At 49.4% G+C, this 411-nt stretch carries 1 protein-coding gene; it reads right to left on the bottom strand.

Annotated features, from left to right (window positions below):
* Positions 1–411: DegV family protein (locus tag NE664_14755; protein ID MCQ4727895.1), on the bottom strand; the 411-nt coding region annotated here is incomplete at both ends.

Genomic DNA, 411 nt, shown 5'->3' with positions numbered 1-411 from the left:
CCGGAATCAGCTCCCATAACCGGCTTAATATTGAGCGCGGTAGCAAAAAATGCCTGAAGGCCGGTCAGACGGCCGTTCTTACGCAGCGTGTCCAGACTCTCCAGTACAAAATATGTTTTCATATTCTTAATAAAGCTGCGCGTCTTCTCCACGATCTCCTCAAACGGAAGAGAAGCCTGACAGAGCGACTGGATATAGAGAGCGATGTTTAACTCTCCGGATGAGGCAGAATCGGAGCTGAATACCGCAATGTTCTTCCCCTCCTGTCCATGTTCCTCCTCATACAGCTTCTTCGCTAAAACAGCGCTGTTGTACGTTCCGCTCAAGTGCTCAGACAGTGTTATCACAAAAATCTGATCCACATCGCATTCAAACGCCTCCTTAAACTTCTCAGGCGACGGGCATGCGGTC

This window comes from Anaerotignum faecicola, assembly GCA_024460105.1.
GTDB lineage: Bacteria > Bacillota > Clostridia > Lachnospirales > Anaerotignaceae > JANFXS01.
Note: the sequence above shows the minus strand (reverse complement) of the source record. Positions and strands in the feature narration are given on the sequence as shown.